The following is a 26,486-nucleotide window of genomic DNA, read 5'->3' as shown; positions in this document are numbered from 1 at the left end:
AACTATCAGTTTTTTGTCAAAATATGCACGAAGAGCGAACCCAAAAAGAGATAAAGAAAAAGGACGATTAAAATGCGGCCTGAATCCAATTATCTCTTAATGTCTAACCTATGAATACGCTTTAAATTAATTATTTTTAACATCGAGATGATCGGCAACGTAAGCGCCTCTATGACCTCTTTCTTTAGATGGACCAATTGTGCTATCTATTGCAGTTTGCTGCTCTGTAGCAGCATTAGTAGAAGCACCTAGAATAACAATATAAGCACTTATATAAAGCCACATAAGCATAATAACAACACCACCTAGCGATCCGTAGGTTTCGTTGTAACTTGAAAAACGCGACACGTAAAATGAAAAACCAATCGAAGCAACAATCCAAAGCACGGTTGCAATAGACGATCCCATCGTGATCCAGCGCCACTTAGCTGGTTTACGATGTGGTGCATATCTGTATAAAAGTACTAATGCAAAATTAAAAGTAAATGCCAGCAATGGCCATGAAATAAGCTTTATAAGTAAATCAACTTCTTCTTGTAAACCTACCAAGTTGAGAACAATCGGTAAAATACCAATAATCAATAACGCAAAAATAGACACAACAATAGCGCCTACCGAAAACAAAAATCGAACCAATTGCGCTTGAAAAAAAGATCGCTTTTCATATTCACGGTAACTAATGTTACACGCAGTAATTAATGCTTGGCTTCCCTTTGAGCTACTCCAAATAGTTAATACTAATGTACCCAAAGCACTCATACTTAAGCTTGCGTTTGAACTTTGGGCAAGGCTCGAAACTTGCGATAAAATAAGCTCTCGTGTGCTATCGGGTAATAACGTAACAAATTGACTTAAGTGCTCATTTATATCAATAGGAGATGCAAAATAGGCATAAACTGATACTAATGCAGCAATTGCCGGAAAAATAGCAAGTAGAGCATAAAATGCCACACCTGCAGCAACAAGCGATAAATTGTCTTCATCCATTTGTTTAAAAATACGTTTAGCAATATCCCACCAACCCACAGCAGGAATACTTATAGGTTGTGTAGCTTGCTGCCCTCGCTTAGCTTCTTTCATTCTAAACCTCAAAATTTGTATTATGTTATTACAGCAAAATATTTGCCAAGTTAAATAAAGCGTTTGGTATCAAACTTGCTAACATTTAACTATAAGTGACTCTAACACGGAAGATAAGCCATGCTCACTACTCTACAAAGCAGCCTAGCACTAAATAATACAGCACCAACAACTGAAATAATTAGAGTTGACACACTTTCGTGGAATTTCTTTTATGATCAAGGCGTGCAATTACTTCACGCAATAGCGCAAATTTTACCCACACTTTTACTTGGTATAATACTTTTAGTACTCAGTTACTTAATTGCAGGACCACTTTCTCGATTACTTATTAAACCCATTGATTACATGACCGACAGTAAACTTGTTCATCTCGTTATAAGGCGCAGCATAAGCACCTTAATTATTTTATTAGGAGTGTATTTATTTTTACGTTTAGCAGGGCTTACTCAATTTGCTGTTGCCATTATGAGTGGGACTGGGTTAATCGGTTTAATACTCGGCTTTGCTTTTAGAGACATAGCAGAGAACTTCATCGCCAGTTTATTATTGAGTGTACAAAGACCTTTTAAAATTGACGATGTCATTGAAGTAGATGGCCGATTAGGTATTGTTAAAAAAGTAACCGCAAGAGCAACCACGCTTGTTGATTACGATGGCAATCATATTCAAATTCCTAACGCGACTGTGTATAAAAATACCATTAAAAACCTAACTGCCAATCCAAAAATGCGCGGTAAAGTAGTAATTGGTATAGGCTACGATAACGACATACGCAGCGCACAAACTCTCGCCCTCGATATTGCGAATCAACAAAACGCGGTGCTTATCGACCCGCCGGCACAAGTACTAATAAAAAACTTAGGCTCCTCAACAATTAACTTTGTTTTGTATTTTTGGGTTAATAGTGAACAGCACAGCCCATTAAAGGTAGGCTCACAACTTATGCGAGAGCTTGTGAATGAGTTTACAAAACAAAATATTAGTATGCCTGATGACGCACGAGAAAGAATTATACTCACAGCCCCTAACGACAGTATTTCTAGTTCAGAGCAAAAACAGCCATCTCAGAGCAAAAACAAAAAGAGTGAAACAATTGATCAAACTAAAACGCTTGATGATGTAAGCAGCGACACCGATGAAATACGCGAACAAGCAGAGCAATCACGCGATCCAGAACAAGGAAAAAATATTATTTAAGGATGGCTTAGATTATATATAACTAAAATTTAGACACAAAAATTTAGACACAAAAAAGCCCGCAGCGTTAACTGCGGGCTTTTTATTGAATGAGTGAGTCAGCCGTATAAGCCGGGTTTTGTCCTTTCCGAAGAAAGTGATAATCATTCGTCTAGGCCATAAATCGCTCTATGGCTCAAGCAACCTACCCGGTTCCAACGTGGGCCACGCCATAAGGAACCCTATTTGGTCTTGCTCCGAGTGGAGTTTACCTTGCAACCGACTATTACTAGCGGCCCGGTGCGCTCTTACCGCACCCTTTCACCCTTACCAATCAGAAGATTGGCGGTCTCCTCTCTGCTGCACTTGTCGTGGGCTCACGCCCCCCAGCCGTTAGCTGGCACTCTGCCCTATGGAGCCCGGACTTTCCTCCCCCTGATCATTTTCGTCACAGGCAGCGATCATCTTGGCTGACTCGGCGCGCAGTATACATGAGGCAAATGCCAAGCGCAGTAAGATTTACTCTTTTTCTTCAATAATTGTTTTATACAGGGCGTTTTTCTTCATTCCAAAGTAATCTGCAACAATACCGCAGGCTTTTTTCATTGGCATTTCGCTTTCAAGTAGCGTCAGCATTTTGCGTGCTTCAGGCGGTACATCATCGACTAACTTTGGTTTACCAGGCAACATGAGTACTATTTCACCGCGTTGCTTAGTCGGATCATTAGTTAAAAACTGCTTTAACTCACTGACACTGCCATTAAAAAATGTTTCAAAGGTTTTAGTTAGCTCTTTAGCAAACACAACTTGTTGATCGTCACCGAGTGCATTAGCTAAATCGTCAAGGCTTGCCATAATGCGATGCGTACTTTCGTACATAATACTCGTCATACTTGAATTAACGGCTTCAATAAAAAAGTCTTGGCGAGCTTTACTTTTAGCGGGTGTAAAACCTAAAAATTGAAAACGGTCAGTTGGTAAGCCAGAGCAACATACTGCAGTAATTGCAGCGCACGCACCAGGTACAGGAGTTACATGGGCACCTTGTTCGCGGCACAGGTTTACAACTGCATAACCAGGGTCACTAATTAATGGTGTACCAGCATCTGAAACCAAAGCAATATTTAAACCCTGATTGAGCTGATCAATAATTTGTTGTGCTTTTTGCTTCTCATTGTGGTCATGTAATGCAAAGGTTTTAGCCTTAATACCAAAATGGCTAAGTAGCTTGCCGGTATGGCGAGTATCTTCAGCAGCTATTAAGTCAACTTGCGATAATGTCGCGATTGCTCGCTGACTTAAGTCGTCATAATTGCCAATTGGGGTGGCTACAATGTAAAGAGTGCCAATTTTCTGTGAATTCTCCTCATTTAACATTGAGGTCTCCTGCGTCAGTCAGTAATATAAGCAAATCGCGTTAACGTATTGGGAAATCATTGTGCGACTTAAACTAGTTAGTCTATTAATTATATTGTCAGGGTTATCGGCTTGTAGCACAACCGAAAAACCAACTAAAAACAGCGATAACTTCAGTAACAGCGCTAATGCACTAAAAAATCAGGCAACCAGTGCAGAATCTATTTACTTATTAGCTCAAAATCGCCAAGGTGCCGATAAAATACAGTTATTGTATAGCGCACGTGATGCAGCTATAACAGAGCAAAACTGGTCATTATTAGAGCAGATAGGTAGTGAACTTGAGCTAACGGCAAGTGTTGATCAAATTCAAAACCGCCTTTATATTGCATTTGCACAAAAACAACAAAACAAAAATGACCAAGCATTAGTTATTTTGCAATCTTTAGATGGTCAACTTACTCAACCTGAACATTTTGCTTGGCACCAGTTTTTAACAGCAAGCATTTATGCATCACAAAATTTTCCGAAGAAAGCTGCGCCTTATTTTTTTAGAGCCTCTGAAACAGCAACTAAAAACAATATGGAAATACCACAACTTAATCAAAGTTTGTGGGACAACTTAAAGCAATTATCATCTTATGCACTTGAACGCTTTAATCGCGGAACGGTTATTCAACAAGGTTGGGTAAACCTTGCTTTATATCAACAAGTTTATGCAAACAGTGGGGTTGAATTAGATCAAGCCATTAATAATTGGCGTCGCCGTTATGTAGGTCATCCGGCGCGTAGTATTTTGCCTAAACAAGATGAAGCACTGACTGAATTGACCCCTATAAATATTGAACGTTTAGTTGTAATGTTTCCTCAATCGGGCCCTAATGAGCGCTTAGGTGATGCACTTAAAGCAGGCGTGTTAGCCGCTCTTGATAAACAAAATATCAATGAAACTATTTTTATTGATGAAAACCTAAGTACAGAAGAAATTGCAGCGCAGCTTGAACAAATAAAACCTGACTTTGTTGTAGGTCCTTTATTAAAAGTTAATATAGATAAACTCGCTAATGCTAAAACATTAATAGATACTCCTGCCCTACATTTAAATACCTTTGATGGCGACCGGGTTTCTTTGCAGCATTACTTTTTTGCGCTTAATCCTGAGCACGAAGTAGAACAAGCTTTAGAGCATTTTTTAGCAATGGGTTATCAAAAACCAATGCTATTAGCACCTAATAATGCTAACGGGCAACGTCTTGTAGACTATTTTAATTTACAATGGCAACGTTACAGTCAGACTAAACCACAGATTGGCTTTTACGATGATAAAAAAGATATGCCCAATACAATTACTAGCCTATTAGAAGTTGATAAATCAAAAGAGCGTATAAAAACTGTAAAAGCATTATTTAGACAAGAAGTAGAAAATGAAACACGCTCTCGTGGTGATATAGATGTTATTTATATTTTAGGTGATGCAATTGAAACACGTTTAATTAAGCCTTTTCTTGATGTTAATGTAAGTACGTTTTCAGACCGCATTCCACTTTATGCAAGTTCAAAAAGTCATAGTAAGCAGATAGACCGCACAGACAAAGGCGATTTAGATGGCCTATACTTTACAGAACTACCATGGATGATTAACTCACAAATAAAACAGCAAGATTTGCGAGAGCAATACAATTCACTATGGTCAGATCAAGCTGATATAAGTCAACGCTTGTTTGCTATGGCCTATGACGCGGTATCAGTGCTACACGATATTAGGCAGTTAAGTGTTATGCCTAGCAGCCAATTTAGTGGCTTGAGTGGCAAATTATCTGTTAACAGTAGTGGGCACATTGAACGCACACTCGACTGGGCACAATATTCAAACCGCCGTATTAAACCTGTGCAGTTAAAAACACAGCGTCCGGTGCCTTTGTTTATGCAAACAGCGAGTGAAATACAAACTATAAATTAAACAAGGGGGCGACATGTCGTGGTTTAAAGAGCTGTGGCAAAATAGTCGTGAAAAAGGTCAGTATTATGAGCTTCAAGCGCAAAAGTATTTAATTACTCAAGGGCTAACGCCTATTGAAAGAAATTATTACTGCCCCTTTGGAGAGCTTGATGTCATTATGAAAGATGGCAACACTCTTGTATTTATTGAAGTTAAATTTCGTAAAAATAATGCTCGTGGTGGCGCTAATTACGCTTTAGGTCCACAAAAGCAAGCTCGGCTGAAACGCAGTATATATCATTATTTAGCGGCTAAAAACTTAACCAATCAAGCGCTAAGAATTGATTATGTAGCCATCACAGGAGACTCATCTCCTAATATTAATTGGCTTAAAAACGTATTTTAGGCGTAAATAACCTGAACTTTAGTTAAAGACTAAGTATAAATTATTGGTATTCCATGCAAGATACAATTAAAGAAATTTTTACAGAAAGCATTCAAGTACAAATAGCCGCCGGCGAAGTTTTACCTAGCGCACTTGAATCAGCCGCATTTACTATTGCGCAAAGTATGATCAACGGAAACAAACTAATTTGTTGTGGTACTGCAAATTGCCATATGCTGGCGCAACATATGGCGGGTGTATTAATTAATCATTATGAAACTGAACGCCCTTGCCTACCTGCTATTGCTTTATCTCAAGAAAATATAAACTTGGGACAAACAAACCAAAGCGATGACCATGAAACTTTTGCTCGTCAAGTAAGGGCTTTTGCCCAACAAGGTGACTTACTTTTAGTTTTGGCAATTAATGGTAATGAAAAGCATATTATTTCTGCCGTTGAAGCCGCACTAACTAAAGATATGAAGGTCATAGTTATGGTTGGTGATGATGGCGGCGAATTAGTAGGTTTACTTGGTCCTAACGACGTAGAAATTAGAACACCTTCAAAGCGCCCTAGTCGTATTATCGAATCGCATTTAGTTAACTTACATTGTTTAAGCGAACTGGTTGATTTAACGCTTTTCCCTCAGGATGAAAATTATGTTTAAACGCTCTCTTATTGTTTTAGGCACGGTTGTATTATTACAAGGTTGTGCAGCAGCAGTTGTTGCAGGTACAGCAAGTGCAGTAACGGCTGCAAACGATCGTCGTACCATTGGCTCACAAATTGACGATAACAACATTGAAATAAAAGCCAGTATTGCTCTTAGTGAAGTAGAACGTATCGAAAAATTCACCCATATAAACGCTGTAAGCGTTAATGGCATTGTTTTACTTGTTGGTCAGGTTCCAAACCAAGAAATGAAAGACGAAGCTCAGCGAACGATTGAAGACGTTTCGGGTATTCGTAAAATACACAATCAGATTCGTATTGGTTCAAATATTGGTATTACTACACAAACTCACGACTCTTGGCTGACTTCTAAAGTTAAAGGGCAGCTACTTACCGCTAAAGATATCAGCAGTAATAACATTAAAGTGGTTACCGAAAACGCGGAAGTATTTTTAATGGGTCTAGTATCAGAACAAGAATCAAACCAAGCCGTAAATATTGCTCGCAATGTATCTGGCGTAGAACGTGTAATTAAAGTTTTTGAATATATGTAACCTCACCAACTCAGGTGATAATTTATAGTTAAGACGATTAATTTTCTAATTTAATGACTATAAACTTTAATGAGTTATTACAGACATAAAAAAACCGCTAATTAGCGGTTTTTTTTGGCACTTACATATTATTTAATAACACGTAAATGGGAGCCTTTTTTCTTTTCAGGCTTTTCTGGTGGTGTTTCATCAGTAAATTCACTTGATGAATCAACACTTTCAAGCTCTGGAGCAAAATTGTCTTCGTCCTCTAAAAACTCATCTGCTGTAAAGACTGTACCTTCGCCATTTTCACGCGCGTATATTGCTAGTACTGCACCTAAAGGCACATAAACTTGCATTGGCTGACCACCAAAGCGCGCACTAAAGCTAAGTTGGGTAAGGTCTAACGAAAACTGAGTTACTGCTGAAGGACTTATGTTTAAAACAATTTGTCCATCTTGAACAAATTGCGTTGGCACTTGTACATTCGCAAATCCAGCGTCTACCACTAAATGTGGTGTGCATTCGTTATCCACTATCCAATCAAAAAAAGCTCGTAATAAATAAGGACGATTAGGCGTCATTATAAACGAATCTCACGCTCAGCTTCAGTTAAAGAAGCTTGAAATGACTCACGTTCAAATAAACGGATCATGTATTCTTTAAGCTCTTTAGAACCAGCACCATTAAGCTCAATACCAAATTCTGGTAAACGCCATAGTAATGGAGCTAAGTAACAATCTACTAAGCTAAACTCTTCACTCATAAAGTAAGGCGCTTCGCTAAAGATAGGTGCTACAGCTAGTAAAGCCTCTGTTAACTCTTTACGAGCTTGAGCTGCATCTGATGTGTTATTGATGATTTTTTCAGCAAGGCTGTACCAATCAGTATCAATACGGTGCATCATTAAACGGCTACGACCACGCATTACCGGGTAAACAGGCATTAGTGGAGGATGAGGAAAACGTTCATCAAGGTATTCCATGATGATGTTTGCCTGGTATAAACCAAGCTCACGGTCAATCAGTGTTGGCACTGTACCGTAAGGGTTAATTTCGTGAAGTGCTTCTGGCAAGTTATCTTTTTCAGCCAAATGAATATCTACACTTACACCTTTTTCCGCAAGTACAATACGTACTTGGTGGCTATACATACAGTTAGCACCAGAAAAAAGGGTCATTACAGGGCGCTTATTGGCAGCTACGGCCATGCCTATACCTCCATTAAATAACTAAAACAGCAAAAGGGGCTTAAGCCCCTATTGCAAAATTACCTTTAAAAATGTTCAACTTAATGAACATCTCTCCAGTATTCTTTCTTAAGCATAAATGCCAAGATAAACAGGATAATTAAAAATCCAATTACCTTAATACCTAGCGCTTCCGATTCAAGACGTGAAGGTTCACCCACGTACTCAAGGAAGTTTGTTAAATCACGAGCCGCTTGGTCGTATTCATCTACGCTTAATTCACCCGTACCATCTGTTTCAGTAGCAATAACTTTAGTCACAGTGTGACCATGTTCTTCTACATCTTTAGTTATAGGCGTTGGTAAACCTTGTAGTTCTTGAAGAACGTGAGGCATACCTACCGATGGGAAAACAATATTGTTAACCCCAAACGGGCGAGATTCATCTTTATAAAACGATTTTAAGTACGTGTAAATATAATCTGGTGATTTTACACGAGCAATTAGCGTTAAGTCCGGCGGAGCCGCACCAAACCAGTTTGCTGCATCGTCTTTTTTAATCGCATTTGTAATATGGCTACCTACTTTAGAACCGTCAAAAATCAACTGCTCTAAACCAACTTCTGTTGGGATACCGATATCACGAAAAGTACGTTCATAACGTTGATACTGCATTTGGTGACAACCAAGACAGTAGTTCATGAACAACTTTGCACCGCGTTGTAAAGATGGTTGATCAGTAAGGTCATTATTCGCTTCCATTAAAGGAACCGACGGACCTGCTGCCATAACCATGTTAGGCAACAAGTTTACTGATAAAGCAAATAAACCAATAATAAGCTTTTTCATCATTTCGTTAACCTCTCTGGCAATGGCTTAGTTTTTTCATTCTTACTGTATACAAACAACAGTACGAAGAACATAAAGTAAGTCACAGTACAGATTTGAGAAATAATCGTTTTCAAGTCAGTTTGTGGAGTTGCACCCACCCAACCTAAAAGAACGAAAGTAACTACAAAACCTGCAATGTTCCATTTATGAAAACCACAACGGTAACGAACCGATTTAACTCTACCGCGGTCTACCCAAGGTAATAACGCAAGTACCACAATCGATGCACCCATCGCCGCAACACCGATAAGCTTATCAGGGATTGCACGTAAGATTGCATAGAATGGCGTAAAGTACCAAACTGGGAAAATATGCTCAGGTGTTTTAAGTGGGTTAGCTGCCTCGAAGTTTGGACCTTCTAAAAAGAAGCCATTCATCGCTGGCATAAAGAACACAACCCAACAAAACAAAATTAAGAAGCCAACCACACCCACAATATCTTTAACTGTGTAGTAAGGGTGGAACGGTATCGCATCAACAATATCTTTTTTGTCAGTGTAATACTCATGAAATTTAAATTTAGGCTTATCTTTTTCAGCTACAGAGCCTTTCTTACGCTTAATCTCAATACCTTCAGGATTGTTTGAACCCACTTCGTGTAGAGCAACAATGTGTAAGAAAACTAAGATTACAATAACCAGTGGTAGTGCAATTACATGTAATGCAAAGAAGCGGTTAAGCGTTGCACCAGATATTACATAGTCACCACGGATCCAAAGTGTTAAGTCATCACCAATAACCGGAATAGCACCGAATAATGAAATGATTACCTGCGCACCCCAGAATGACATTTGACCCCATGGTAATAAGTACCCCATGAATGCTTCTGCCATTAATGCTAAGAAGATAAACATACCAAACAACCACAATAACTCACGAGGCTTTTGATAAGAACCGTAGATCATGCCACGGAACATATGCATATATACAACGATGAAAAACGCTGATGCACCTGTTGAGTGCAAGTAACGTAGTAACCAGCCATATGGTACATCACGCATGATGTACTCTACTGAGGCGAATGCGCCCTCAGAAGATGGAACAAAGTTCATCGTCAACCAAATACCAGTTAGTATTTGGTTTACTAGTACTAACATGGCTAATGAGCCAAAAAAGTACCAGAAGTTAAAGTTTTTAGGTGCTGGATACTGTGCAATATGCATGTTCCAAACACGTGTCATTGGGATACGGTCGTCTATCCAACCAATAATCTTACCAAACATTATGCTGCCCCTTTTTCTTCGCCCACTAAAATAGTGGTCTCATCAAGAAAAGTATAAGGTGGTATTTCTAAGTTTAATGGAGCAGGTACCGATTGAAATACACGGCCTGCCATATCAAATTTAGAACCATGACACGGGCAGTAGAAGCCATCATCGGTTCCTTCAACTTTTTCACTAAAATTACCTTGGAAAAAGCCAGGTGAACACCCTAAATGCGTACAAATACCTACAGCCAAAAATATCTCTGGACGTAATGAACGGTAATCATTTGTTGATGATTCTAATTGTTGTGGCTCTTGCGAATGCGGATCACGAAGTTGACCTTCATGTTCTTTCATTTGCTCAAGCATTTTTGGGGTCCGTGATACAACCCATACAGGTTTACCACGCCACTCGACACGTATTAATTGTCCCGGTTCAAGTTTGCTGATATCTACTTCTACAGGCGCACCCGCAGATTTAGCTCGCTCACTTGGATTCCAAGACGCAATAAAAGGAACAGCAGCCCCAGCCGCACCAACACCACCAACAACAGAGGTAGCTATGGTTAAAAAGCGACGTCGGCCATTGTCTACAGGCGCATTGCTCATCCACTTATCTCCACTTATGATTCTCAACACTTGCTATATTGAGAACATCAGTTACAGCAGGTTAATTATTCGAAATTTTTAAAATAAAAGCGATCATAATTAAAACCCTTGATTAAAACAAGGTTATTCACTGTCCCATACTTAAAGAACCTAACTTGACCAATGGTTTGGTTAAGCAAGCCCGAGTATAAAACTGAATAATTATAATACCGCTTTTGTAAAAACTATATACTGACCGAGATCAACTTCACTAAGAGGAAACAGTAAATAACTGTACATAGTGTTGTTAACCCGCTCATTTTACTTACCGGACAATTGTAGCAAAAAAATCCATCAATTAACTGAAGGATTTACACTAATTGCGATAATTATTTAACTTTTTTGCAGCTATCTGAGTATTTTTTAACTTTCGTTCGATTAATACGCAGTTATTAGTAAACTTGATCACCATGAATTGCTGTAATCATCAAGCCAGACCTCAGTCATTAACCAATTTATATTAAGTTGCAAATGTAAACTTTTTGATTTAAAAACAAAAAACCCAGCATAAGCTGGGTTTTTGAATTCTTGATAACGTATAGATTAACGTTTTGAGAACTGTGGACGCTTACGCGCTTTCTTAAGACCCACTTTCTTACGTTCAACTTTACGTGCATCACGTGTAACAAAACCTGCTTTACGAAGTTGTGGACGTAGTGACTCGTCAAACTCCATAAGTGCACGAGTGATACCGTGACGGATAGCACCAGCTTGACCAGTTGTACCACCACCGGCAACGGTGATGTAAAGGTCAAATTTTTCAGTCATATCAACTAGCTCAAGAGCTTGATGAACAACCATGCGTGCTGTTTCGCGACCAAAATACTCTTCTAGAGAGCGTTTGTTGATTACGATGTTACCAGTGCCTGGGCGTAAGAATACGCGAGCACTTGAACTTTTACGACGACCTGTACCGTAGTATTGATTTGCCATGATGGTGCTCCTTAAATGTCTAGAACCTGAGGCTGTTGTGCAGCATGGTTGTGCTCAGTACCTGTGTAAACTTTAAGTTTACGGTACATAGCGCGGCCTAAAGGACCACGTGGCAACATGCCCTTAACAGCCTTCTCGATGATCATTTCAGGCTTTGCAGCTTGAAGTTTATCAAAAGTAGTAGACTTAAGACCACCTGGAAAACCAGAGTGTGAATAGTACACTTTGTTTTTGAATTTGTTACCAGTTACAGTAACTTTTTCAGCGTTGATAACGATGATATAATCACCAGTATCTACGTGCGGTGTATATTCAACTTTGTGCTTACCGCGTAGGCGATGAGCGATTTCAGTAGCGATGCGACCTAAAGTTTTACCTTCAGCGTCAACTACGTACCAGTCACGTTTTACTGTTTCTGGTTTAGCAACAAACGTTTTCATTTATAAAAATCCAATGTTTTTCAATTAAAACCACAAGTAGTTAATATTAACTACTGCTCTAAGTTTGCTATAACCCCTTCGAGTTTTAGACTTTTGCGCCGCTCACAAGTGGCTAGACTATATGATGGCATAGAACGCAACGTGGCAGACGCGGGAGTATACCAGCACTTAAACAACATTGCTACCAAGCGCCTGTTTTTTCCACAAGAAATTTCATTAAAAGATTTATAGCAAGCACATGATTAATTTATCTACTTGCTATAAATAAGAATTACATCAAATGTTCTTTCGCTAAATACTCTAATGACTGCATTTCTTGCAAGCGACTTATACAGCGTTTAAATTCAAAATTAAGATTGCCTTGCGTATAAAGGTCGGTGATAGGTTTTTCAGCTGAAATAATTAAAGTTACATGGCGCTCATAAAATTCATCTACTAAAGCAATAAAGCGCCTTGCTGCATCATCGTTGGTTTGACCTAGTTGTTTTACGTTAGATATAATAACCGTATTGTATAGTCGGCTAATTTCCATGTAATCCACTTGGCTACGTGCTGTTTCGCACAATTCACTAAATTCAAACATCACAACGCTTTTAGCTACTTTACGCGTTTTAATTAAACGCCCTTCTATTTTTATAGGTTCGTTCAGTTGCCCTGGTTCTGTCGACAGCTTATCAAAGTACTCAAATAAGTTTTTATCCGCATCTTCATCTAATGGGCTATGAAAAATCTCGGCTTGCTCTAATGTACGTAATCGATAATCAATCCCGGAATCTACATTAACTATTTCAGTGTTTTCTTTAACAAGCTCAATTGCTGGCACAAAACGCGCTCGCTGTAAGCCATTTCTATAAAGTTCGTCAGGCACTATATTAGATGTTGCAACAAGTACAATTCCGCGTGCAAATAATGCCTCCATTAACCCACCGAGCAACATGGCATCGGTAATGTCTTGAACAAAAAATTCATCAAAACATATTATGTCGGTCTCAGCTTTAAAAATATCGGCTATTGTTTCTAACGGATTTGCTGTGTTGTTTAATTTTTTAAGCTCTTCATGTACTCGGTGCATAAAACGATGAAAATGTACGCGCATTTTTCGTTTTCCCGGAAGAGCTTCATAAAAGGTGTCAACTAAATAGGTTTTACCCCGACCTACACCACCCCAAAAATATAAACCTTTTATAGGAGCTGGTTCATCTTTATTAAATAGTTTTGCAAAAAAGCCTTTTTGTTTGGGCTTTTTTTGAATTAGGTCATCGTATAAACGTTGTAAATGACGCACTGCATTTTCTTGCGCTGCATCGTATACAAAGTCATCTCGCTTAAGATCTTGCTGGTATGTTTGCCAAGGAGTCATATCTATTTACAGTTAAAACGCGTTTAATTTGCCTAACATATTAACACGCATCATAACTCGGGGTATATTACCCTTAGTATGATTTATAATTGAATCGGCATTTGTTAGTTATTTTCCCAAAGGGGTAGATTTTATGGGCACAGTTATGTGGGTAGGTTTAGTTGTTATTGTTGCTGTTGTAGCATTTTTTATTGGTGCAATTGTTACCAAAAAACAATTTAAGCAAGATGAATTGAAAGAACAAGCTGAGCAAGCTCAGAGTACTCTAGAGCAATATCGTCAAGATGTAGCCGATCATTTAGCAAACACTGGTAAGCTAGTGAATAAAATGAAAGAAAACTACGATCAACTACTTAGTCATGTTGAAGAGACCAATCAACTACTATTAGAAGACAAAAAGAAAACGCCAGCCGAACCTTTCTTTTCTAAAGAAACAACAGAGCAACTACAAGCGTCTTTAAAAGAACGTCAATGCGATCGTTCTTCAGCCGCAGCTCAACCTGCGGATTATGTATCGGGCGAATCAGGTTTATTTGTAGGGGAAAACAAAGTTTCAGAACATTCTAAAGCATCTTGATGAACTTTTTTTTGACCCCATAGTCTTTAGATATAACAGCTTTGTTGTTTTATCTTTCCAATAAACCAAAAAGGGCTGCTTAAAAGTAGCCCTTTTTGGTTTTTTGTTTTTCTCTACGTGGAGTTAACCCTGACTATGAAAATGAAATTATCACTTATCAGTGCAGCTATTTTATCTACCAGCTTATTATTAAGCCCGGTAACGTCTTATGCAAAAATGCCAATTGCAGTGAATGGTCAACAATTACCAACTCTTGCGCCAATGCTTGAAAAAATCACTCCTGGCGTTGTAAGTATTCAGGTTTCAGGTTCTAAAGAAGTACGCCGTCGTGCAGACCCCTTAGAATACTTTTTTGGTAATCAACAACCTCGCAGCCAAAAACGTCAATTTAGCGGCTTAGGCTCAGGTGTTATTATTAACGCTGATGAAGGTTATGTGATTACTAATAACCATGTAATTCAAGATGCCGAAAAAATGGTTGTGACCCTAGAGGATGGACGAGAGTTTGAAGCAACTAAAGTAGGTGCCGATAAAGAATCAGATATTGCTTTATTACAAATTGATGCCGACGATTTAACAGAGCTAAAACTAGCAAATTCAGATAATTTACGCGTAGGTGACTTTGCTGTTGCTATTGGTAACCCATTTGGTTTAAGCCATACGGTTACGTCTGGAATTGTAAGTGCACTTGGTCGCAGTGGTTTAAACATTGAAGGATATGAAGATTTCATTCAAACCGACGCAGCTATTAACCAAGGTAACTCTGGCGGTGCATTAGTTAATCTTAACGGTGAATTGATTGGTATTAATACGGCTATTTTAGGTGCTTCTGGTGGCAACGTGGGTATTGGATTTGCCATTCCATCGAATATGATGAAAAACCTTGTTGATCAAATTATTGAACACGGTGAAGTACGTCGGGGGTCATTAGGTATATCTGGTCGCCCTCTTGATGCAGGACTCGCCAAAGCACAGCAACTTGATGTAAAGCAAGGCGCTTACGTTATGCAAGTAATGGACGATACAGCGGCAAGTAAAGCAGGTATTGAAGCTGGTGACGTTATTGTTAGTATTAACGGTGGTGATATTAGTGGTTTCCATGAGCTGCGCAGTAAAATTGCTACGCTAGGTGAAGGTCGCGAAATAAAACTCGGTATTTACCGCGACGGAAAAATTAAAACAGTAAAAGTAACGCTTGATGGTGCATCAGGTGTAACAGCTACAGGCGAAGAACTACACCCTGCATTCCAAGGTGCCGAACTTGAAAACGTGCAAAAAAATAGTAATAAAGGAATAGAGGTTACATCAGTAGACCCTCGCTCTCCTTCAGCACGTGTTGGTCTTGAAGAAGGCGACATAATAATGCAAGTGAATCGTCAACGAGTTGAAACGATTCGTGATATGAATAAAATCATCGATAGTACAAAAGGTAATATCGTACTTGGTGTTAAACGTGGTCGTGAGTCTATATTTATTTTAATTCAATAATAAATAACACGATTAATGTAATAAAAATAACAGTGGCACTTGCCGCTGTTATTTTTTTTATGTCATCATAAAGAGATTGCTCACTTAAATAATAAGAAACTCGTGCTGAAACTAATAAAATTTGTTCTCCCCCCTTTATTTGCAGGGCTCAGTATTGCTTTTTTAGTGGTTTTTTTCAGCCCTAATATGCGAGCGGCCTTACTTCCTAACGTTCCTTTACCAAGTGCTATGAGCGCTAGTCATTTAAGTTTTTCGGATGCCGTTAAACGTGCAGCTCCTTCTGTGGTTACTATTTTCTCAGAGAGTATTTCTAAAGAACCACGTTATAAAAGAAAAAACACCGTACAAGAGCTTGGATCGGGCGTAATCATGTCGCAAGACGGTTACATTTTAACTAATTACCATGTTGTTAATAATGCAGATCAGATTATGGTTATTTTAACCGATGGCAGACGTTTTTTTGATGTGCAACTTATTGGTTTTGACACTATTACCGACTTAGCATTACTTAAAATCAATGCAGACCACCTGCCTGTAATTCCTATAAATGATGACTATGCGTCTAGTGTAGGTGATGTAGTACTTGCAATAGGTAATCCACTTAATTTAGGGCAAACAATTACCCAGGGAATTATTAGCGCAACCGGTAAGCAAAAAATTACTGATAGCCCTTACAACAATTTACTGCAAATGGACGCAGCTATTAATGTTGGTAATTCTGGCGGCGCATTAGTTAATTCTAATGGCGACTTAGTAGGTATTACCTCAGCGCAATTTAAAACGCGCGAAAATTTAAATATTCAGGGAATATTTTTTGCAGTTCCCTATTCTCTAGCAAAAGAAGTAATGGGTAAATTAATTCGCCATGGTCGTGTTGTACGTGGCTACTTAGGCTTTGAAGGCACCGCAGTTGATAGTACTGGCAAAGAAGTTAACGATAGCCTTACACCGGTTTCTGGTATGCGTATTACTAACTTAGACCCTCTAGGTCCGGCATGGCAAGCTGGCATTGAGGAGCAAGATATTGTTATTAAAATTGCAGGGCTTTCTGTAGCTAATCCACAAAGTGTACTAAAAGAAATAGGTAATACAGAGCCAGGTAAAGAAATAGAGTTTGAGCTTTACAGAGATGGGAAAATAGAAAAAATTATGGTGACTGTTGCTGAACTTGAGACAAAGCTTTAAATTAAAGATAATAACCTTTATTAACTTTACAGCTATTTATTTTTAGTAGATAAAGCAAAAAGGCGTAGTGCCAGCACTACGCCTTTTTATTTACTAAAGATAACCATTAACTAAAAGCGCATAACACTAAGCTAGAAGTAAAAAATTATTAACTACTTCTTCGTTTAATATTTGCACCTAGCGCACTAAGCTTATCTTCAATACGTTGATAACCTCTATCAACATGATAAATACGGTCAACTATTGTCTCACCTTGTGCCACTATGCCAGTTAAAATTAAACTCGCTGAAGCACGTAAATCAGTTGCCATTACCTGAGCGCCACTTAAGCTTTTTGTGTCACCACAAATTGCTGTATTGCCCTCTAAGCGAATATTAGCACCCATACGTTGCAGCTCTGGTACATGCATAAAACGATTTTCAAAAATTGTTTCTGTTATTGTTGCACTGCCATTTGCCACTACATTCAAAGCTGTAAACTGAGCTTGCATATCAGTAGGGAAACCAGGATGCGGCGCTGTTTTAATATTGACGGCTTTAAGTTCACGACCACGCATATCTAAATAAATACTGTTTTCATGTACTTCAAGATGCGCATTCGTTGCACGTAGTTTTTCAATTACGGGCTCTAGTGAATGAAAATCGGTATTTTTACAAAGTACCTCACCGCCAGCCATTGCTGCTGCAACTAAAAATGTACCGGTTTCAATTCGATCAGGTAAAATACTATGTTCGCATCCAGCTAAACGCTCAACACCTTCAACTTCAATACGACTAGTGCCCGCACCAATGATTTTAGCGCCCATTGCAATTAAGCAATTGGCTAAATCGATAATTTCTGGTTCACGTGCAGCGTTATCAAGTACCGTTTTACCATCAGCAAGTGTTGCTGCCATCAATAGGTTTTCGGTAGCGCCAACGCTTACCATTTCCATAAAGATCTCAGCGCCTTTTAAACGACCATTTACCTTGGCATTAATATAGCCGTTTTCGACGTCAATTTGGGCGCCCATGCGCTCTAAGCCCTGAATATGAATATCAACAGGACGAGCACCAATAGCACAACCGCCAGGTAACGACACTTGGGCTTCGCCAAAGCGCGCAACCAAAGGACCTAAGGCAAGTACAGATGCGCGCATTTGCTTAACTAAGTCGTATGGCGCTAATGTTTTATTGACCGTTGCACCGTCAATTACTAACGTGTCGCCATGCCAATTAACATCTGCACCTAGGGTTTTTAATAATGCTTCGGTGGTCACTATATCGCGAAGACGCGGTACATTAGAAAATGTACTTTTACCATCAGCTAGTAGAGAAGCAAATAAAATAGGAAGTGCAGCATTTTTAGCGCCAGAAATAGTAACTTCACCAGCAAGTGAAGTGCCACCTTGAATTACAAATTGATCCATTAGGGAGCCCTATTTATTGCGGTAAAATAAATTTTTGTTCACGTTTCCACTCTGTTGGAGTAAAAGCACGAATTGATACTGCGTGAATTGTGCCATCTGAAATTGTATTCATTAATGGACCATAAACTAGCTGCTGCTTTTTAACTCGGCTTAAACCATCAAAGCATTCACCTACGGCAACAACTTCATAATGGCTACCATTGGCTTTCACATGCACTTCAGCTAATTGAAGTTCTTCGCGTAATAATGTTTCGACTTGGCTAGTTTCCATAACTCTCACTCAAATAGGGTTGTAACTTGACCCAACTGCATTAAATTTTGCAATTGTTCAGGTGGATTTTGCAACTCGAGGCGTACGCCTTGTTGCTTTAATTCTGCAAAAGAGTGAATTAACCAAGCTAAGCCCGCTGTGTCAACCCTAGATACCTCACTAAGGTCAAAATAGACGATTTTATGCTTAGTTAATAACTTGTTGTTCAGAAGTTGTTCATCGCCAATTGAATTTCGAGTGAGTTCACCACTCACTCGAAAATGTTGTTCATCAACATGGCTTATCGCCAGTTTAGTCATTCGCACCATTACCTCTAAACTGTACTGGTAACTGACTCTTTTGCTCTAAAAGGTTACTTACGTTATCGATACCTTGCTGGCGTAAAATACCTTGTAGTTCACTTTGTTTTGCATCTAATAAGCTAATACCTTCAGCAATCATATCGTAAGCGCGCCATTCACCGTCACGGTCTTCGCGTACTTTAAAATCGATTTTAATGTCAGGCTTACCATCTTCAACAATTTTAGTCTTAACAACAACGACATCTTTGCCTTTAAATGCTTGCTCAGCACCAAATTCAACTTTTTGATTTGTATACTGTGTAAATACACCAGCATAAGTTGCAACTAAGTATTCTCTAAACACAACAATAAAGCGTTGAATATCTTTAATTGCTTTTGCTTTTTCAGCATCATCGGTAATAGCGCGTACTTTAGATACTTCGCTACCTAATACGCGAAGTGCTGCATATTTATAATCGATATAAGGCATTAATTCTTCTTCAACAATAACGCGAAGATGCTCACTATCTTTAACAATTAATGGCTGGTCTTTTTTAATGCGCGCAAATGTGTTGTCTGCCACTTGGCGAACCATTTTGTTCGGATCGACCAATTTAACGTCTGCGGCACTAACGCTTTGCGTTAATGTCATTGTACCTAGTGCTACAATAGCTAAAAACTTTTTCAACATAATAATTACTCACTACCTTGGTTGAATAAAAACTGCCCAATTAATTCTTCAAGTACTATGGCAGACTTAGTATCTGTAATTGAATCGCCATCACCTAGTGCTTTACTCTCTACACCAAATAAATCATCAATCGCTTCGTCTTGTTTATTTTCAGTTACGGTTTGTCCTAAACAGCGTTGCTCTGCTGAATTTGGAGAAATAACCGGATGTATTCCTAAATATTGCTCACCTAGAATCCCTGAGGTTAAAATAGATATTGAGCTTGTATCTGAAAAACGACACAAATATTGTGCATCAATAGTCATATTAACAACAGGTAAAAACTCTTGTGGGTGAACGTAAATAGAATCAACACGACCAATAACTACACCACCCACTTTTACTGGTGCACGTGCTTTTAATGATCCGATGTTTTCAAACTTTGCATTGAGTGTGTATGTTTCACCAGAACCACTAATACCTGAATTGGCAACTTTAAGCGCTAACATTGCAAAAGCTAAAATGCCAAGTGCGACAAAAAAGCCAACTAAAATTTCTAATTTCCGTGAATTCATTATCTATACCCTATTAGCTGGTAAACATTACCGCTGTCAAAATAAAGTCAAAACCTAAAACTGCCAATGACGAATGAACAACCGTTTCGGTGGTTGCTTTACTGATCCCTTCAGAAGTCGGTACACAGTCATAGCCCTTATAAAGCGCTATCCAGGTCACTACAATGGCAAATACAAAACTCTTAATAATACCGTTTAATATATCTTGCTGAAACGACACTTGAGATTGCATTATTGACCAAAAGCTACCTGTATCAACACCAAGCCAATCAACACCAACCAAATGAGCGCCTATAATTGCTACGGCTGAAAATATTAGTGCTAGCAATGGCATACTGATAAAACCAGCCCAAAAGCGTGGTGCTATAATACGTTTTAGCGGATCAATTGCCATCATCTCGAGTGATGAAAGCTGCTCAGTTGCTTTCATTAAACCTATTTCAGCAGTAAGTGCACTACCTGCACGCCCAGCAAAAAGTAATGCAGTAACAACCGGACCTAGTTCTCGCAATAAACTCAGTGCAACTAACGGCCCTAAACTATCCTCAGCGCCATAACCAACTAACACGGTATAACCTTGTAACGCTAATACCATGCCGATAAATAAACCCGACACCATAATAATGAGTAACGATTGCGAACCCACCATATAAAGTTGACGAATAAGCAGTGGCGAACCTTTTTTAAAATTAGGAACATGCGCCAATGCACTAAATAGCATATAAGCTGACCGCCCAAGAGCCGCAAAACGACCTAGCGTTTTATGTCCTAGCCTTTGAAATAAATCCAACATTATGCTTTTTCTCCAAGCAGTTCATCTGCATAAGCTTGAGCCGGAAAATGAAATGGTACTGGACCATCCGACAAGCCTTTTAAAAACTGTTGAACTAAAGGAGATTCATGATTTCGCATTTCATCTGGAGTACCGCAACCAATTACGCCCTGATCGGCAATAATAATAACGTGATCGGCAATACTCATTACCTCTGTCACATCGTGCGTTACAATTAAAGACGACAAACCAAGCACTTCATTAAGCGACTTAATTAGCTTAACCAATACGCCCATCGAAATCGGATCTTGACCTGCAAATGGTTCATCATACATGATTAACTCTGGATCTAATGCAATCGCACGTGCAAGTGCGGCACGTCTTGCCATACCACCTGAAAGTTCTGAAGGCATTAAATCTTTAGCACCACGTAATCCAACAGCCTGTAATTTCATTAATACCACTAACCGAATTAAATCTTCACTCAGTTTAGTGTGCTCCCTTATAGGAAAAGCAATATTATCGAATACCGACATATCAGTGAATAACGCACCACTTTGAAATAGCATGCTCATTTTAGTTCGCGCTTCGTATAATTCTTTGCGCGTCATTTTTGGAATGCTGCCGCCTTCAAATAAAATATCACCTGAGTCAGGTTTAAGCTGACCACCAATTAAACGCAGCATAGTTGTTTTACCAATGCCACTTGGTCCCATAATCGCAGTGATTTTACCTTTAGGAACGCTAAAGCTCATATTTTTATATATGCTTCGATTGCCCCTCGAAAAGCTAACATCCTTTACTTCTACTATTGATTGCGACAAGTCGCTCTCCATAAAAATGTTCACTAGTTCTCCTATTTTAAGGCTTTTTCACCCAAGATGGAAAAAACAATTCGTAAGATTTTGTAATACACCTGCGAAATGGATCGTAAGGCTCGCTTAAAACGGCTTAACCCCGGCTTAAGCTTTGAATAAAAGCGCTTAAAACATTTATAAAACAAGTGCTACACAACAAGTAGACCTTACTCTTTTATTTATACTTTCATGTTGGCTTTTGTTACTATTCGCACAATATATATTTTGAATAACTGGCTTAACGCAATGGTTACCTCGTTTGTTATTTTAATTCTTGGTTTTACAGCTTTAGTTTGGAGTGCAGACAGGTTTGTTTATGGCGCTGCGGCGCTTGCAAAAAACGTTGGCGTTTCTACCTTAATTATAGGTTTAACTGTTGTTGCTATGGGCTCTTCTGCTCCAGAAATGATGGTTTCGGTTTCTGCAGCATTAGCTAACAAAACAGATACTGCGGTAGGCAATGTTATTGGCTCAAACATAACAAACATTTTACTTGTATTGGGTGTTACAGCCTTATTTCGCCCTCTCAATGTTTCATCAAGTACATTGAAACGCGAAATACCGCTTGTGCTAATAATATCGTTTGTTACTTGGTATATCTTTTCAGATAACTACTTTTCATTAACTGAAGGTATCGCACTTCTAATTGGCTTTGTGGTGTTTATTAGCGGATTGATTATCGTATCATTACGTTCGAAAAATAAAAATGATCCGTTGGTAGTAGAAGCTTGTGACGATGTTCCTAATAACGTATCCACTAAAAAAGCGCTATTTTGGTTAGTGATAGGTATAGTTTTATTACCGGTAAGCTCATATTTTTTAATCGGCTCAGCAGTCGATATTGCAAAATATTTTGGTCTGAGTGACTTGGTTATCGGTTTAACTATTATTGCTATTGGCACTAGCCTACCAGAGCTTGCAGCTTCAATTGCTGGTGTGCTTAAAAATGAAGATGATTTAGCCTTAGGTAATATTATTGGTTCAAACATTTTTAATATTTTAGCCGTGTTACCGCTTGCTGGTATTATTAATCCATCAATGATCGACCCATCGGTAGCTAGTCGCGATATACTTATCATGATTGGCGCAACCATCGCCCTTATTGTTATGTCATTGAACTTTAGAGGTTCTCAACGTATAAATAGAGTAGAAGGTGGTTTATTGCTAGTCGCATTTTTGAGCTACCAAGGGTACATTTTTAGTCAAGTAGGGTAAATCATGACAAAACTGAATTTTATAAAACAAGGTCTGCGCGTTCTTGATATAGAACGTCAAGCACTTAGTGATATTACTCAATATGTAGATGAAAACTTTAATCAAGCATGCCAGTTAATGTTTGATTGCAAAGGACGTATTATAGTTATTGGCATGGGGAAGTCTGGTCATATAGGCACTAAAATAGCAGCAACTCTTGCTAGCACAGGTAGCCCTGCTTTTTTTGTACATCCAGGTGAAGCAAGTCACGGCGATTTAGGTATGATCACTTCAAGTGACGTAGTAATACTTATCTCCAACTCAGGGGAGACCAGCGAAGTATTAAATATTATTCCGGTTTTAAAACGCCTTGGTGCAAAAATAATAGCCATGTCGGGTAATACAGAATCTACAATGGCAATACTTGCTAATGTACATGTATGCATTAAAGTAGAAAAAGAAGCTTGCCCTTTAGGGTTAGCGCCAACAGCAAGTACAACGGCAACACTCGCCATGGGAGATGCTATGGCTGTCGCGCTTTTAGAAGCTCGTGGATTTACTGCCGATGATTTTGCTCTTTCTCACCCTGGTGGAAGTTTAGGCAAACGTTTATTGCTTACTTTAAAAGATGTTATGCACAGCGGTACAAACACGCCTATTATTAGTATTTCACAAACTGTAAAAGATGCACTTATTGAAATGTCTGCAAAAGGCTTAGGCATGACGACTATTGTTGACGAAAATCAGCAATTGGCCGGATTATTTACTGATGGCGACCTACGTCGTATTTTAGAGCAACGCATAGATATCCATTCAACACCTATAGATGTTGTAATGACCAAATCATGCACTACGGCAACTCAAGGTATGCTTGCAGCCGAAGCGCTTAATATAATGGAACACAAACGCATTAATGGTTTAATCGTTGTAAATGAGTTAAACCAGCCTATTGGCGCACTGAATATGCAAGATTTATTAAAAGCAGGAGTATTATAAATGCAATTTGAAGAACTCTATCAACCGCTGAGCGATGACGCAAAAGCGCGCGCTAAAAAAGTAAAACTGCTTATATGCGATATTGATGGTGTATTTTCTGATGGTCGTATTTACCTTGGAAACCAAGGCGAAGAGCTAAAAGCGTTTAATACAAAAGATGGGTTTGGTATAAAAGCACTTATTAATAGCGGGTTTGAAGTTGCTGTTATTACAGGGCGTCATTCGCATATAGTGCAACAACGTATGAGCAGCCTAACCGTTCAACATATTTATCAAGGTCAAGAAAACAAACTTATTGCCTACCAAGAGCTAAAAAATAAGCTCAACTTAAGCGATGAAAAAATTGCCTATATAGGTGACGACGGTCCTGATATGCCAGTAATGGAATTAGTCGGTTTTGCAGTAGCTGTTAACGATGCGCATCCACTAATTAAGCGTTTATCGCACTACACTACACAAATGCCAGGCGGTTTTGGTGCTGTAAGAGAACTAACCGATTTACTAATGCTTGAAAACAACAAGCCATTAACTACTCAAGGTACAAGTTCATGAATGCAGCGCGCATAATACTAAGCGTTTTATTCATCAGCTGTATGGTTTGGCTTTGGTACCCTTATTTTACACAAACAAATATTGCAACGCAGGTAGAGCAAGAAGTTGTAGCTAAACCTGACTATATCGCCATAGAATTAAAGCAAACGGCGTATGATGAGAATGGTAAAATTAGCCATAAAGTAACTGCTGCAAAAATGGAGCTGTATCAACAGTTAGGCTTTACCTTTTTTGAAAAACCTATTTTCACTTTATATGACGAAAAGCAAACATGGCGCATCAATGCGGATGAAGCAACGTTGTATGAAGGTAAACAGTTAATTTTAGAGGGCAACGTAGTCGCTAAAAATCTAACTGACAACGCAATGATTGATAAGATCAATGCCGATAATATTCAAGTAGATATAAAGCAACTGACAATGCGCTCCGAACAGCCTGTCATTGTGACTGGACCTAACTTAAAAATCACCGGTAAAGGCCTTGAAGCCGATTTAAAAACTGAAGTGATAAAACTCATTAACCATACGCGAACCATATACTATGACCAATAAAATATTAAAATCACTTATTATTCCTACACTTATACTAGCCTTTAATAGTAATGCAGCAGAACAAAGTACACAACCTGCCGCTAATCAAATATCAATTAGTGCCGACAAACAAGAAGGCCAACTAAAAGCTAATGTAGGTATTTTTGAAAAAAATGTTGAAATTATTCATGGTAACCGTCGCATTACGGCTGACCGCCTCGAAGTGCATAAGCGTGACGAATTAGGTGACAATAAACAGTTATTAATTGCCACTGGCAGCCCTGCGTACTTTGAAGAAAAGCAAGATGACGGCACAATAATGAGCGCAAGTGCGAACGAAGTTCGTTACGATGTAGCTAAGCGTTTTTTAACACTTGTTGGCGATGCACAAGTATCGCAAGCTGGACAAAAAATTAACGCAAAAAGCATTACTTACGATATGCAGCAACAGCTTATTAGTGCTGAAAAAGACGAAAACTCTACCGATCGCGTTCATACTATTTTAGTGCCTATTGAAGCTACAAAAAGTAAAAAAAGCGATAAAGGTCAACCATGAGCACATTAAAAGCAGAGCTGTTAGCAAAAAGCTATAAAGGTCGTGAAGTTGTTAAAAATGTAGGTCTTGAGGTTAAGGCTGGCAGTATTGTTGGTTTACTTGGACCTAATGGTGCAGGTAAAACTACAACGTTTTATATGATTGTAGGACTTGTACCTAGCGACAAAGGTAAAATATCCATCGATGATAACGATATTACTCTTTTACCTATGCATAGTCGTGCTAGATTAGGGATAGGGTATTTACCACAAGAATCGTCAATATTTAGAAAACTGACTGTTTACCAAAACTTAATGGCTATTTTAGAAACGCGTAAATCGTTAAATAAACAAGCTCGAGAAGACACATTAAATAATCTATTGGATGAATTTAGCATTCAGCATATTCGTGATAGCCAAGGTATGGCTTTATCCGGTGGTGAACGTCGCCGTGTAGAAATAGCACGTGCACTTGCCGCCGATCCTAAGTTTATATTGCTAGATGAACCTTTTGCTGGTGTAGACCCAATTTCAGTATTAGATATTAAGAAAATAATAGAACATCTTAAAAACCGTGGGATTGGTGTATTAATTACCGATCATAACGTAAGAGAAACCCTTGATGTTTGTGAAAAAGCCTACATTGTTTCTCATGGGGAGCTAATTGCATCTGGCACTCCTGAACACGTATTAAACGATAAAACAGTACGCGATGTTTACTTAGGCGAGCAATTTAGGCTGTAACATTAACGCCATGTCTTTGAGCATCTGCTAGTATTAATTA

General features: G+C 38.7%; 31 protein-coding genes and 1 other RNA gene. 14 read left to right on the top strand and 18 right to left on the bottom strand.

What is annotated here, in order from left to right; genetic code table 11:
* Positions 1-126: 126 nt before the first annotated feature.
* A complete protein-coding gene (locus I6F65_RS17350) occupies positions 127-1,080 on the bottom strand; it encodes a YihY/virulence factor BrkB family protein (RefSeq protein WP_024612653.1) in 954 nt (317 codons plus the stop codon).
* A 120-nt stretch (positions 1,081-1,200) separates the two neighbouring features.
* On the opposite strand from I6F65_RS17350, the gene I6F65_RS17345 reads away from it, so the two are divergent.
* The gene (locus I6F65_RS17345; RefSeq protein ID WP_166109661.1) at positions 1,201-2,280 is read left to right on the top strand and encodes a mechanosensitive ion channel family protein; all 1,080 of its coding nucleotides are present in this window, start codon (positions 1,201-1,203) and stop codon (positions 2,278-2,280) included.
* A 91-nt stretch (positions 2,281-2,371) separates the two neighbouring features.
* Here the strand turns inward: I6F65_RS17345 and rnpB are convergent.
* Positions 2,372-2,736: RNase P RNA component class A (gene rnpB / locus I6F65_RS17340), an RNA gene on the bottom strand.
* A gap of 42 nt (positions 2,737-2,778) precedes the next feature.
* Complete coding sequence (gene rsmI / locus I6F65_RS17335; protein WP_024609473.1) at positions 2,779-3,636, bottom strand: 16S rRNA (cytidine(1402)-2'-O)-methyltransferase; 858 nt, start codon at positions 3,634-3,636, stop codon at positions 2,779-2,781.
* Positions 3,637-3,697: 61 nt separating this feature from the next.
* Here rsmI and I6F65_RS17330 point away from each other — a divergent pair, with 61 nt between their 5' ends.
* From I6F65_RS17330 to dolP, 4 genes are read left to right on the top strand one after another with little or no spacing between them, the layout of a single operon-like run.
* Positions 3,698-5,575 carry a penicillin-binding protein activator gene (locus tag I6F65_RS17330; RefSeq protein WP_197114125.1) on the top strand — a complete coding sequence of 626 codons (1,878 nt, stop codon included), beginning with the start codon at positions 3,698-3,700 and terminating at the stop codon, positions 5,573-5,575.
* A gap of 13 nt (positions 5,576-5,588) precedes the next feature.
* A complete protein-coding gene (locus I6F65_RS17325; RefSeq protein ID WP_166109653.1) occupies positions 5,589-5,960 on the top strand; it encodes a YraN family protein in 372 nt (123 codons plus the stop codon).
* Between the two features lie 53 nt (positions 5,961-6,013).
* Positions 6,014-6,607: an SIS domain-containing protein gene (locus I6F65_RS17320; RefSeq protein WP_197114122.1), complete on the top strand. Its 594-nt coding sequence runs from the start codon at positions 6,014-6,016 to the stop codon at positions 6,605-6,607.
* The gene (gene dolP / locus I6F65_RS17315) at positions 6,600-7,166 is read left to right on the top strand and encodes a division/outer membrane stress-associated lipid-binding lipoprotein (RefSeq protein WP_024609469.1); all 567 of its coding nucleotides are present in this window, start codon (positions 6,600-6,602) and stop codon (positions 7,164-7,166) included. The genes I6F65_RS17320 and dolP overlap by 8 nt, the downstream gene beginning before the upstream one ends.
* A gap of 128 nt (positions 7,167-7,294) precedes the next feature.
* On the opposite strand, the gene I6F65_RS17310 is transcribed toward dolP, so the two are convergent.
* From I6F65_RS17310 to zapE, 8 genes are all read right to left on the bottom strand, one after another.
* Positions 7,295-7,732, bottom strand: coding sequence for a ClpXP protease specificity-enhancing factor (locus tag I6F65_RS17310; protein ID WP_024609468.1), 438 nt, complete (start codon positions 7,730-7,732; stop codon positions 7,295-7,297).
* Positions 7,732-8,358: a stringent starvation protein SspA gene (gene sspA / locus I6F65_RS17305; RefSeq protein ID WP_008172749.1), complete on the bottom strand. Its 627-nt coding sequence runs from the start codon at positions 8,356-8,358 to the stop codon at positions 7,732-7,734. Before sspA ends, I6F65_RS17310 begins: the two co-directional genes overlap by 1 nt.
* 80 nt (positions 8,359-8,438) lie before the next feature.
* A complete protein-coding gene (locus I6F65_RS17300; RefSeq protein ID WP_166109650.1) occupies positions 8,439-9,188 on the bottom strand; it encodes a cytochrome c1 in 750 nt (249 codons plus the stop codon).
* On the bottom strand, positions 9,185-10,450 hold the full coding sequence (locus I6F65_RS17295; protein WP_024609466.1) for a cytochrome b N-terminal domain-containing protein: 1,266 nt from the start codon (positions 10,448-10,450) through the stop codon (positions 9,185-9,187). Before I6F65_RS17295 ends, I6F65_RS17300 begins: the two co-directional genes overlap by 4 nt.
* Positions 10,450-11,040 (bottom strand): ubiquinol-cytochrome c reductase iron-sulfur subunit, encoded by a 591-nt coding sequence (gene petA, locus I6F65_RS17290; RefSeq protein ID WP_007580333.1) that lies wholly within the window; start codon positions 11,038-11,040, stop codon positions 10,450-10,452. Before petA ends, I6F65_RS17295 begins: the two co-directional genes overlap by 1 nt.
* 582 nt (positions 11,041-11,622) lie before the next feature.
* Entirely contained in the window at positions 11,623-12,015 is a 393-nt protein-coding gene (gene rpsI, locus I6F65_RS17285) for a 30S ribosomal protein S9 (protein WP_024599268.1), read from the bottom strand.
* 8 nt (positions 12,016-12,023) lie between these two features.
* Entirely contained in the window at positions 12,024-12,452 is a 429-nt protein-coding gene (gene rplM / locus I6F65_RS17280; RefSeq protein WP_007378318.1) for a 50S ribosomal protein L13, read from the bottom strand.
* Between the two features lie 271 nt (positions 12,453-12,723).
* Complete coding sequence (gene zapE, locus I6F65_RS17275; RefSeq protein ID WP_197114120.1) at positions 12,724-13,812, bottom strand: cell division protein ZapE; 1,089 nt, start codon at positions 13,810-13,812, stop codon at positions 12,724-12,726.
* 133 nt (positions 13,813-13,945) lie between these two features.
* Between zapE and I6F65_RS17270 the strand changes: the two genes are divergently transcribed.
* From I6F65_RS17270 to I6F65_RS17260, 3 genes are all read left to right on the top strand, one after another.
* The gene (locus I6F65_RS17270) at positions 13,946-14,389 is read left to right on the top strand and encodes a YhcB family protein (protein ID WP_024609438.1); all 444 of its coding nucleotides are present in this window, start codon (positions 13,946-13,948) and stop codon (positions 14,387-14,389) included.
* A 135-nt stretch (positions 14,390-14,524) separates the two neighbouring features.
* A complete protein-coding gene (locus I6F65_RS17265) occupies positions 14,525-15,877 on the top strand; it encodes a Do family serine endopeptidase (protein WP_166109647.1) in 1,353 nt (450 codons plus the stop codon).
* 102 nt (positions 15,878-15,979) lie between these two features.
* On the top strand, positions 15,980-17,062 hold the full coding sequence (locus I6F65_RS17260) for a trypsin-like peptidase domain-containing protein (RefSeq protein WP_024609440.1): 1,083 nt from the start codon (positions 15,980-15,982) through the stop codon (positions 17,060-17,062).
* A 148-nt stretch (positions 17,063-17,210) separates the two neighbouring features.
* Here I6F65_RS17260 and murA read toward each other — a convergent pair whose 3' ends face one another.
* The 7 genes from murA to I6F65_RS17225 are packed head-to-tail and all read right to left on the bottom strand — an operon-like array spanning position 17,211 to position 21,875.
* The gene (gene murA / locus I6F65_RS17255; RefSeq protein WP_197114118.1) at positions 17,211-18,470 is read right to left on the bottom strand and encodes a UDP-N-acetylglucosamine 1-carboxyvinyltransferase; all 1,260 of its coding nucleotides are present in this window, start codon (positions 18,468-18,470) and stop codon (positions 17,211-17,213) included.
* A 13-nt stretch (positions 18,471-18,483) separates the two neighbouring features.
* Positions 18,484-18,741 carry a BolA family protein gene (locus I6F65_RS17250; RefSeq protein WP_006792109.1) on the bottom strand — a complete coding sequence of 86 codons (258 nt, stop codon included), beginning with the start codon at positions 18,739-18,741 and terminating at the stop codon, positions 18,484-18,486.
* Between the two features lie 5 nt (positions 18,742-18,746).
* The gene (locus tag I6F65_RS17245) at positions 18,747-19,040 is read right to left on the bottom strand and encodes a lipid asymmetry maintenance protein MlaB (RefSeq protein WP_024609442.1); all 294 of its coding nucleotides are present in this window, start codon (positions 19,038-19,040) and stop codon (positions 18,747-18,749) included.
* A complete protein-coding gene (locus I6F65_RS17240; protein ID WP_024609443.1) occupies positions 19,033-19,713 on the bottom strand; it encodes a phospholipid-binding protein MlaC in 681 nt (226 codons plus the stop codon). Before I6F65_RS17240 ends, I6F65_RS17245 begins: the two co-directional genes overlap by 8 nt.
* 5 nt (positions 19,714-19,718) lie before the next feature.
* Complete coding sequence (gene mlaD / locus I6F65_RS17235; RefSeq protein WP_024609444.1) at positions 19,719-20,267, bottom strand: outer membrane lipid asymmetry maintenance protein MlaD; 549 nt, start codon at positions 20,265-20,267, stop codon at positions 19,719-19,721.
* A 13-nt stretch (positions 20,268-20,280) separates the two neighbouring features.
* A complete protein-coding gene (gene mlaE / locus I6F65_RS17230; RefSeq protein ID WP_166109643.1) occupies positions 20,281-21,060 on the bottom strand; it encodes a lipid asymmetry maintenance ABC transporter permease subunit MlaE in 780 nt (259 codons plus the stop codon).
* Positions 21,060-21,875 (bottom strand): ATP-binding cassette domain-containing protein, encoded by an 816-nt coding sequence (locus I6F65_RS17225; protein WP_033024145.1) that lies wholly within the window; start codon positions 21,873-21,875, stop codon positions 21,060-21,062. Before I6F65_RS17225 ends, mlaE begins: the two co-directional genes overlap by 1 nt.
* 267 nt (positions 21,876-22,142) lie before the next feature.
* Here I6F65_RS17225 and I6F65_RS17220 point away from each other — a divergent pair, with 267 nt between their 5' ends.
* Genes I6F65_RS17220 through lptB form a run of 6 tightly spaced genes read left to right on the top strand, consistent with a single transcriptional unit; the run spans position 22,143 to position 26,446 of the window.
* Positions 22,143-23,111 carry a calcium/sodium antiporter gene (locus I6F65_RS17220; protein ID WP_197114135.1) on the top strand — a complete coding sequence of 323 codons (969 nt, stop codon included), beginning with the start codon at positions 22,143-22,145 and terminating at the stop codon, positions 23,109-23,111.
* 3 nt (positions 23,112-23,114) lie between these two features.
* A complete protein-coding gene (locus I6F65_RS17215) occupies positions 23,115-24,086 on the top strand; it encodes a KpsF/GutQ family sugar-phosphate isomerase (protein WP_166109639.1) in 972 nt (323 codons plus the stop codon).
* Positions 24,087-24,638 (top strand): 3-deoxy-manno-octulosonate-8-phosphatase KdsC, encoded by a 552-nt coding sequence (gene kdsC, locus I6F65_RS17210; RefSeq protein ID WP_197114116.1) that lies wholly within the window; start codon positions 24,087-24,089, stop codon positions 24,636-24,638.
* The gene (lptC, locus tag I6F65_RS17205; protein ID WP_197114114.1) at positions 24,635-25,189 is read left to right on the top strand and encodes an LPS export ABC transporter periplasmic protein LptC; all 555 of its coding nucleotides are present in this window, start codon (positions 24,635-24,637) and stop codon (positions 25,187-25,189) included. Before kdsC ends, lptC begins: the two co-directional genes overlap by 4 nt.
* On the top strand, positions 25,179-25,724 hold the full coding sequence (gene lptA / locus I6F65_RS17200) for a lipopolysaccharide transport periplasmic protein LptA (RefSeq protein WP_024609451.1): 546 nt from the start codon (positions 25,179-25,181) through the stop codon (positions 25,722-25,724). The genes lptC and lptA overlap by 11 nt, the downstream gene beginning before the upstream one ends.
* Positions 25,721-26,446 carry an LPS export ABC transporter ATP-binding protein gene (gene lptB, locus I6F65_RS17195; RefSeq protein ID WP_024609452.1) on the top strand — a complete coding sequence of 242 codons (726 nt, stop codon included), beginning with the start codon at positions 25,721-25,723 and terminating at the stop codon, positions 26,444-26,446. The genes lptA and lptB overlap by 4 nt, the downstream gene beginning before the upstream one ends.
* Positions 26,447-26,486: the final 40 nt, after the last annotated feature.

This window comes from Pseudoalteromonas sp. SWXJZ94C, assembly GCF_015864385.1.
GTDB lineage: Bacteria > Pseudomonadota > Gammaproteobacteria > Enterobacterales > Alteromonadaceae > Pseudoalteromonas.
This window is presented reverse-complemented; position numbering and strand designations above follow the sequence as displayed.